General features: G+C 60.9%; 2 protein-coding genes and 1 pseudogene. All 3 read right to left on the bottom strand.

The window, feature by feature from the left end; genetic code table 11:
• Positions 1 to 394 (bottom strand): annotated as a pseudogene (locus EN893_RS32260) (phosphonate ABC transporter, permease protein PhnE); the annotation flags it as partial.
• Between the two features lie 4 nt (positions 395 to 398).
• Positions 399 to 1,373: a phosphonate ABC transporter, permease protein PhnE gene (gene phnE, locus EN893_RS32255; protein WP_127271835.1), complete on the bottom strand. Its 975-nt coding sequence runs from the start codon at positions 1,371 to 1,373 to the stop codon at positions 399 to 401.
• Between the two features lie 74 nt (positions 1,374 to 1,447).
• Positions 1,448 to 1,801, bottom strand: a 354-nt coding sequence (locus EN893_RS32250; protein WP_164901317.1) for a PhnD/SsuA/transferrin family substrate-binding protein, incomplete at its 5' end; no start/stop codon positions are given.

Raw genomic sequence — 1,801 nt, 5'->3', positions numbered from 1 at the left:
CCATGAACGAACCCTGCGACGACTTGTCGGTCGCGGTCGCCGGTGCCGGTGCGGCGTCGACCCGCCGCTCGACCTCGGCAATCTGCTTGATAACCCAGTCGGGATTTGGATTGGATCCCAGTTTGGAGAAACGAGAGTAGTCGATGGTCAGATAGCCGTCCTTGAATTCGATGTCCGGGCGGATTTCGTAAGACACCCAGTCGGCGAGATAAGCGCCGGCCAGGTTCCAGTTCGCCTTTCCGAGAACGATGCCGATCGAGAAGAACCACGAGCAGTAAAAGGTGTAGAGGATGCATAGAAGGATGCCGAACGGGGCGGCATAGCGCTTCCATAAAGGCCGCTGAAACGCATCGGGATAGCGAGCGGCGATGTCGTTGATGGCGTCGGCGTTCATTGCGTTACTCTCCGCGCCCGTATGCGAACGCCTGCCTGCCGACGAGACGTTGTCTCAGCCATGCCGAAAACTGGTCAACGGCGACAATCGTGCAGAACAGCAGAAACACGATGGCTATGGTCTTGGCCTCATGGCCCCGGCTGATCGAAAGACGCAGGGATTCGCCGATGCCGCCGGCGCCGACGGCACCGAGAATGGTCGAAGCGCGCACATTGATCTCGAAGCGGAGCAGGAAATAGCTCATGAAGTTGGGCAGAACCTGAGGCACCATGCCGAACCACACCCGTTCGACCCAGTTGGCGCCAACGGCCCGCAAGCCTTCGTCAGGCTTCATGTCGGCGTTCTCGACCACTTCGTAGAACATTTTTCCGAGCGCGCCGACGGTGTGGATGCTGACCGCGAGGATCGCTGGAATGGGCCCAAGCGAGAAAATCGCCAGAAAAAAGCCGGCAATGACGATTTCCGGAAAGGCGCGGACAATTTCGAGGAAGCGGCGCGTGGTGAAGCGGAGCCAGCGGCTGGCCGTCACGTTGCTTGCAGCCAGGAAGCAGAGCAGGAAACCGAAGGTGGAGCCGACCAGGGTCGAAAACAGCGCAATGTTCAGGGTCTCGATCATCCGGTAGAAATACTCCGGAATGTAGATGCCTTGGGTCAGGTAGACCCGGCCTTCGGGATAGTCGAATTTGAGGCTGCCATCGTCATAGGGCGACGGCAGGTCGAACAGCGCGCGCACCGGGTCGAACCAGTCGCGCGGCTTCAATTCGACGAAAAAGTCGGCGATGTGGGGAAGGCGGTCGAAGAACTTTCCGGCGTTGGTCTCATTGGCGAACCAGAGCGAGCCCGAGAGCGCAAGCAACAGGAAAACCAGGCCTCCGATCGTGTAGAGGCGCCGGCGAGCGGCGAGGTCGCGCCAGTGCCGCTCGGCTAACGCTCCTTCCGTGGAGAGCGCAGGCGCGCGGTAAATTTCGGTCGCACTCATCGATGGTTCCCCAGCCCGTGACGCGGCAACGCCGCCGGCGGCACTTTGGCCCCGGCGGCGTCGTGCCTTTTGGCTTACGAGCCGATCTTCGCCTTACGAGCGTCGATGATCGCCTGATAGAATTCCGGGGTGACCGGCGAATAGCTCTTGAAGTCGCCGCCTTGCACCGCCGCGAAACAGGCCGGGTCGGTCTGCGGAAGCTTGGTCAGGAAATCGGTGATCTTCTGCTTGGTGTCGGCGTCGAGCGAGGTGCGTATGACCAGCGGGCCGTTCGGGATCAAGGGGGACTGCCACAACTCTACGAGGTCGTCCATCTTGAGGACACCCTTGTCGACCATCTTGCGCAGATTGCCGGAGCTGTAGCCATCCTTGAAGTCGCCGACGCCGGAGGCCCAGGTGGTGCCGGCATCGAAGGTGCCCTTCAGAAC

The sequence above is a fragment of the Mesorhizobium sp. M7A.F.Ca.CA.004.04.2.1 genome, assembly GCF_004022825.1.
In the GTDB taxonomy this organism is placed as follows: Bacteria; Pseudomonadota; Alphaproteobacteria; order Rhizobiales; family Rhizobiaceae; genus Mesorhizobium.
Note: the sequence above shows the minus strand (reverse complement) of the source record. Positions and strands in the feature narration are given on the sequence as shown.